The sequence below is a fragment of the Nostoc sp. JL31 genome (genome assembly GCF_017114965.1).
In the GTDB taxonomy this organism is placed as follows: Bacteria; Cyanobacteriota; Cyanobacteriia; order Cyanobacteriales; family Nostocaceae; genus Nostoc; species Nostoc punctiforme_A.
Genome location: NZ_JABXKO010000004.1, coordinates 1 through 5843 on the forward strand (window position 1 = coordinate 1; position 5843 = coordinate 5843).

Annotated in this window: 3 protein-coding genes, 1 tRNA gene and 1 pseudogene; 4 read left to right on the forward strand and 1 reads right to left on the reverse strand. The window is 37.9% G+C overall.

Annotation, left to right across the window (positions count from 1 at the left end; translation table 11 throughout):
* From HWQ43_RS00050 to HWQ43_RS00060, 3 genes and pseudogenes are all read left to right on the forward strand, one after another.
* Positions 1-116 (forward strand): photosystem II protein D1 (locus HWQ43_RS00050; RefSeq protein WP_292728576.1); only part of this gene is annotated, 116 nt, incomplete at its 5' end.
* Between the two features lie 842 nt (positions 117-958).
* Positions 959-3259: pseudogene (locus HWQ43_RS00055) on the forward strand (PAS domain S-box protein); the annotation flags it as partial.
* A 10-nt stretch (positions 3260-3269) separates the two neighbouring features.
* Complete coding sequence (locus tag HWQ43_RS00060; RefSeq protein ID WP_292728572.1) at positions 3270-4769, forward strand: ATP-binding protein; 1500 nt, start codon at positions 3270-3272, stop codon at positions 4767-4769.
* 15 nt (positions 4770-4784) lie between these two features.
* Here HWQ43_RS00060 and HWQ43_RS00065 read toward each other — a convergent pair whose 3' ends face one another.
* On the reverse strand, positions 4785-5699 hold the full coding sequence (locus HWQ43_RS00065) for a rhodanese-related sulfurtransferase (protein ID WP_292728575.1): 915 nt from the start codon (positions 5697-5699) through the stop codon (positions 4785-4787).
* A gap of 71 nt (positions 5700-5770) precedes the next feature.
* Between HWQ43_RS00065 and HWQ43_RS00070 the strand changes: the two genes are divergently transcribed.
* A tRNA-Ala gene (locus HWQ43_RS00070) sits at positions 5771-5843 on the forward strand.

The window sequence follows — 5843 nt, forward strand, 5'->3', positions numbered from 1 at the left end:
GCGCTAACCTGGGTATGGAAGTAATGCACGAGCGTAACGCTCACAACTTCCCTCTAGATTTGGCTGCTGGCGATTCTGCTCCTGTAGCTTTAACTGCTCCTGCTATCAACGGTTAATTCTGAAGTTTAGCTAAATTAAAAAGCGCTCTCCGTAAAAGGAGAGCGCTTTTTGTTTATGTTTAAATGTATAGGAATTGCAAGTTCAGTCCATTTGTAAAATTTTAGGCGCTATAAAATTAATCTTATTTATTCAATATCGTTGTTTATAGGCTTTGATAATAGATTCTAAATTTGAGGATAAACCATCCATATCGATGGTGCAACTCCTAAATATTTACGTTTTCATTTCCCTGCGATATTTTCTATTTCTTTAAAAGCACCCTTTTTTATACGTAAATAAAAGTACACTTTCTTTTATGTGACGCAGTTTGCGGATTTTGATGAACAAAATTCGCGCTCTCCCAATACTACAATTTTATAATTTTTAAACAATGGTAATGCTTGATTAAATACTGCTTGTTGCTCTGACAAGTTGCCTGAACCCACTTTTTTATCATTAAATAATGCTTATTGCGAATAAAGGCTATTTGTTGTTTTATTATAAATTGCCACATTCTTTAGTATGTAGGCATTTCAGGCTATTTTATCTTACCCCAAGCTGTGCAAGTGATATTTCCTTAGTGTAAACTATCAGACATATTTTACACTGCGAAATTTGCATGAGGATTGAACCGACATATACCTCTGTGGGAAGTCTCTTTGAGTACAGACTGATGTTTTTTATCCCTAAATATCAAAGAGCTTATGCATGGAATTCTGAATCAGTAGAATATTGAATCATAAAAAATAAATTTTTCAAAAAAAAATAATAATTGTTTCAGATTTAAACTTATTAAATTTAGTACATAATAAAAACTTTTATCACACAACCACTAATGCTATTTCCTGAAAATGAAAGCCAAAGGAGTTTTAATTTACTTTTCTCTAAAAATCCCAACCCTATGTGGGTATATAACCAGAATAATCTGCAATTTTTAGATGTAAATGAAGCTGCTGTTGTTCACTACGGCTACTCACGAGAAGAGTTCTTGCAAATGCGAATAACTGACATTCGCCCTTCAGAAGATGTGCCTATCTTGCTTGAATATTTAGAACAAAAGCACTCTAGCTTAGACTTTACTGGGCGATGGCGACATCAGCGAAAAGACGGAGAGATTATTGATGTTGAAATTTTCACACAGACAATAGACTATGGCAGTTATAAGGCTCGCTTAGTTCATATACGAGATATCACAGAACACAAACAAATAGAAAGAACTCTTCAACAAAGTGAAGCTAGATTTCGAGTTATTTCTGAAGCTATCCCTGTTCCATTCATTATTTCGCGTGTGTCTGATGGGTTAATTTTATACGCTAATACAGAGTTGCTTCAAACATTTCAGTTTTCTCCAGAGTATTTAGTTAATCGCAAGAAAATTGTAGATTTGTATCATAATCTGACAGATTTAGAAGCACTGTTAAAAGTTCTTAATCAGCAAGGTTTTATTCATAATTATGAACTGCAATTAAAAAAAGCAGATGGAACTTATTTTTGGGCGATCGCTTCCTTACAATATTTAGTTTTTAACAATGAGTCAGCCATTTTAACAGTATTTAATGATATTAATGACCGCAAAAATGCGGAAACAAAACTTCAAGAACAAAATGAGTTTTTGCGGATAATTTTTGAGAATATACCATTGATGATTGCCCTGGTCAATGCCAATGGTAAACTCCAGTGGGTAAACCAAGAATGGGAAAATATTCTCGGTTGGAAATTTCAAGATTTCCAAACTCGTGATGTTTTGGAAGCACTATACCCTAATCCTGAATATCGACAGTATGTAATTAGTTATATGCAGTCTGCACAACGCAATTGGGGTGACTTTAAAACTCAGGTGCGCGATGGTCGTTTATTGGATACGTCTTGGACTAATGTTTACCTTTCAAATGGTCAAATTATCGGTATTGGGCAAGATATCACAGAACGTAAGCAAACTGAACTAGCTCTAAAAGCCCAAGCCGAGCGGGAGCAATTGATACGAACTGTTGCTCAACGGATTCGTCAATCTTTGAATCTTCAAGATATTCTGAATGCAACAGTTCAGGAAGTGGGAGATTTACTTGGGGTTGATCGAGTAGTAGTTTATCAGTTTGACTCAGAGATGATCGGCACAATTATGGCAGAATCAGTGGAACCTGGATGGACAGTTTCTTTAGGTGTGGAGATTCCTGATACGTGTTTTCAAACAGGTGCAGGATTGGAATATTATCAGGGACACAAACGAGCGATCGCTAATATTTATGAAGCTGGACTCACTGAATGCCATATTCGCCTGTTAGAACAATTTGAGGTGAAAGCAAATTTAGTTGTGCCCATTTTACTAGAAGTAAGCTCTCAAAACCCTGGCTCTCACATTTGGGGTTTACTGATTGCTCACCAATGCTCTGGTTTTCGTGACTGGGAAGAAAATCAATTAGATTTGCTCGATCAAGTGACAGTCCAATTAGCGATCGCAATTCAACAATCCAGCATCTTAGCGCAAGCTCAAACTGAACTTGTTCAAAGACAAAAAGCTCAAATAAAGTTAAAAACTGCTTTAGCTGAAAAAGAAGTTCTTTTAAAAGAAGTTCATCATCGAGTTAAAAATAATTTGCAAATTGTCTCCAGTTTATTACAACTTCAGTCTCAAACGCTCAAAGATCCAGAAATAATCAAAGTTCTTCGAGAAAGTCAAAATCGAATTGAGTCAATATCTCTAATTCACAAAAATTTATATACTTCCGCTAATATCGGACAAATTGATGTCGCTGACTATATCAGTAATTTAGCAGCCAGCTTGCTCATTTCCTATCAAATATGTCCTGGTAAAATTTCTCTAGAAACTGATATAGATTCAGTAAGCTTGAATGTCGATCAAGCTATTGCCTGTGGATTGGTGATTAACGAATTAATCTCCAATGCTCTAAAACACGCTTTTCCCAATCAACAAGTAGGCAAAATCAGTATCGCTTTACACAATATTGGCAATAGTATCGAGATGACTATCCGAGATAATGGGATTGGTTTACCAGATAATTTAGATTGGAGAAATACTGATTCTTTGGGTCTGTCGTTAGTACATGACTTGGTTATAGAACAACTAGAAGGCGATATTACTCTAGAACGCGATCGTGGAACAGTATTCAAAATAAAATTTACGCAGTTAACTTTGCATTAATAAATATCAAATGGGCCAAGCTAGGATTTTAGTTGTTGAAGATGAAGTGATTGTGGCTAGAACTATTGCTAGTCAACTCAGTCAGCTAGGATACATTGTTACGGGGACAGCTTCATCTGGAAAAGTTGCCATTGCCAAAGCATCGGAAACTCAACCAGAACTAGTATTAATGGATATTATTCTTAAAGGTGAGATGGACGGTATTACTACCGCCAGCCAGATTCGCGAGCAGTTAGATGTACCTGTAATTTATTTAACCGCTTATGGCGACGATCATACTTTAGAAAGAGCCAAAATTACCCAGCCTTTTGGATACATAGTTAAACCATTTACTACAAAAGATTTAAAAATTGCAATCGAGATCGGTCTTTTAAAACATCAGTTAGAACGTGAACTCCGGGAAAATCGAGATCAGTTAGCAACCCTTTTAAACTCAATGAGTGATGCTGTAATCGCTACTAATGAGCAAGGAAAGATGACATTCATGAATCCCGCAGCCGAAGCACTGACCGGTTGGCAGCAAAAAGATGCTTTAGGAAATGAGGCGGCGAAGATTTTTCATATTGTCGATGAAGTTACAGAGGCTACATTAGAAAATCCTGTGACAAAAGTCCTGCGTGAGCAACAGGTTGTTTATTTAGGGGAATTCACATCTCTGATTACAAAAAACGGCAAAAGAGTTCCCATTGGCGATAGTGCTTCCCCACTGAAGCGAGGAACTGACCAGATAAATGGTGTAGTAGTTGTTTTTTGGGATCTTAGCGAACGACGGCAAACAAAATTGCTAGAGCAAGCATTAGAGAAGGAGCAAGAACTTAACCGTCTCAAGTCTCTATTTATCTCTACCGTATCTCATGAGTTCCGTAATCCTCTAACTGTTGTTCAAACCGCAGTAGAACTCATGGAAATGCAAGGAGCAAATTTGACCGATACAAAAAGAGGCATATATTTAAAGCGAATTCAAGGTGCTGTCCAATCTATGGAACAACTCATGGAAGAAGTACTGTTTATGGGTAGAGCAGAAGCAGAAAAACTCATATTCAACCCTGCTTCTCTTAAGCTAGAGCAATTTTGTCGAGAGTTACTCGAAGATTTTTTGATGGTTAAAAGCAGTATGTGTGAAATTGTTTTTACCTGTCATAGTGAGAATACGTCCGCTGTCATGGATGAAGGACTCTTACATTACCTATTTGCAAATCTTCTCTCAAATGCGGTTAAATATTCTCCCCAAGGTGGCAAGATTCAGTTTGATTTAATATGTGACCCACTTGAGAAAGTAGCAACTTTTTACATTCAAGATCGAGGTATGGGTATTCCCGAACCAGACCAAGCTCGACTGTTTGAATCATTCTACCGAGCTTCAAATGTCAAATCAATTCAGGGTACTGGATTGGGGTTAGTAATTGTTAAAAGATGCGTTGATGCTCATCAGGGTAAAATCAGTGTCAGAAGTGAAGTTGGAATTGGTACTAAATTTACAGTAATTTTGCCATTAAATTCTGAATCATGAGTTATAAATTATTCTTCAACTCACATCCTGATTTTTGTTGCCAACTTGGGTTCGGTAGTGGCGGCATTTTTCTTGCTGACGCGCTCTTTTCTCCTCGGTGAGGCTATCAAAACAATCGGGACAGGAGATACCTTGCTCATATTTGGGAGACACTTTATCTTCTTCTGAAATCGGACGCCCACAACAGAGGCACAACTCATAACTTCCTTTCTCCAACCCATGACTAACGGCTACCCGCTCATCAAAAACAAAACATTCTCCTTCCCATAAACTTTCTTGTGCTGGAACTTCCTGTAAATACTTAAGAATACCGCCCTTGAGATGATAAACTTCTGCAAAGCCTTGAGCAAGCATGAAGGATGAAGCTTTTTCACAGCGAATGCCGCCTGTACAAAAGAGAGCAACCTTTTTGTGTTTAGTTGGGTCAAGATGGTGGCTCACATAATCAGGAAATTCGCGGAATGATTCAGTTTGGGGATTTTCTGCCCCTTGGAAAGTACCGATATTCACCTCATAATCATTGCGGGTGTCAATCACAATTACTTCTGGATTGGAAATTAAATCATTCCATTTTTGAGGATTGACATAGATACCAACTTGCTCACTAGGGTCAATTTCTGGCAACCCCAAAGTAACAATTTCTTGCTTCAACCGCACCTTCATCCGCTCAAAGGGTGGGGTTTCGGTATAGGACTCTTTGGATTCTAAGTCTGCTAAACGGGGATCAGAACGTAGAAACCAGAGAACTGAGTCAATGGCCTGACGCGAACCGGCAATTGTACCGTTAATCCCTTCAAGTGCTAGCAAAATCGTCCCCTTGACACCTTGTGCTTGGCAGTAAGACAGCAGAGGATCTCGTTTATCGGCAAAATCTGGCAGCTTAACAAATTTATACAGTGCTGCAACAACTTGAATATTTTCTGGCTTCATCCCTTTGGTAATAGAACAATATAAGTTAGAATAACAACGGTAATCAAAGTTATCTACTATTTTAATTTTATGGGGGTTTAGCTCAGTTGGTAGAGCGCCTGCTTTGCAAGCAGGATGTCAGCGGTTCGAGTCCGCTAACCTCCA

Coding starts and splice junctions, on each gene's coding strand:
- HWQ43_RS00065 (WP_292728575.1), bottom strand. CDS start 5,699: ATGAAGCCAGAAAATATTCAAGTTGTTGCAGCACTGTATAAATTTGTT.
- HWQ43_RS00060 (WP_292728572.1), top strand. CDS start 3,270: ATGGGCCAAGCTAGGATTTTAGTTGTTGAAGATGAAGTGATTGTGGCT.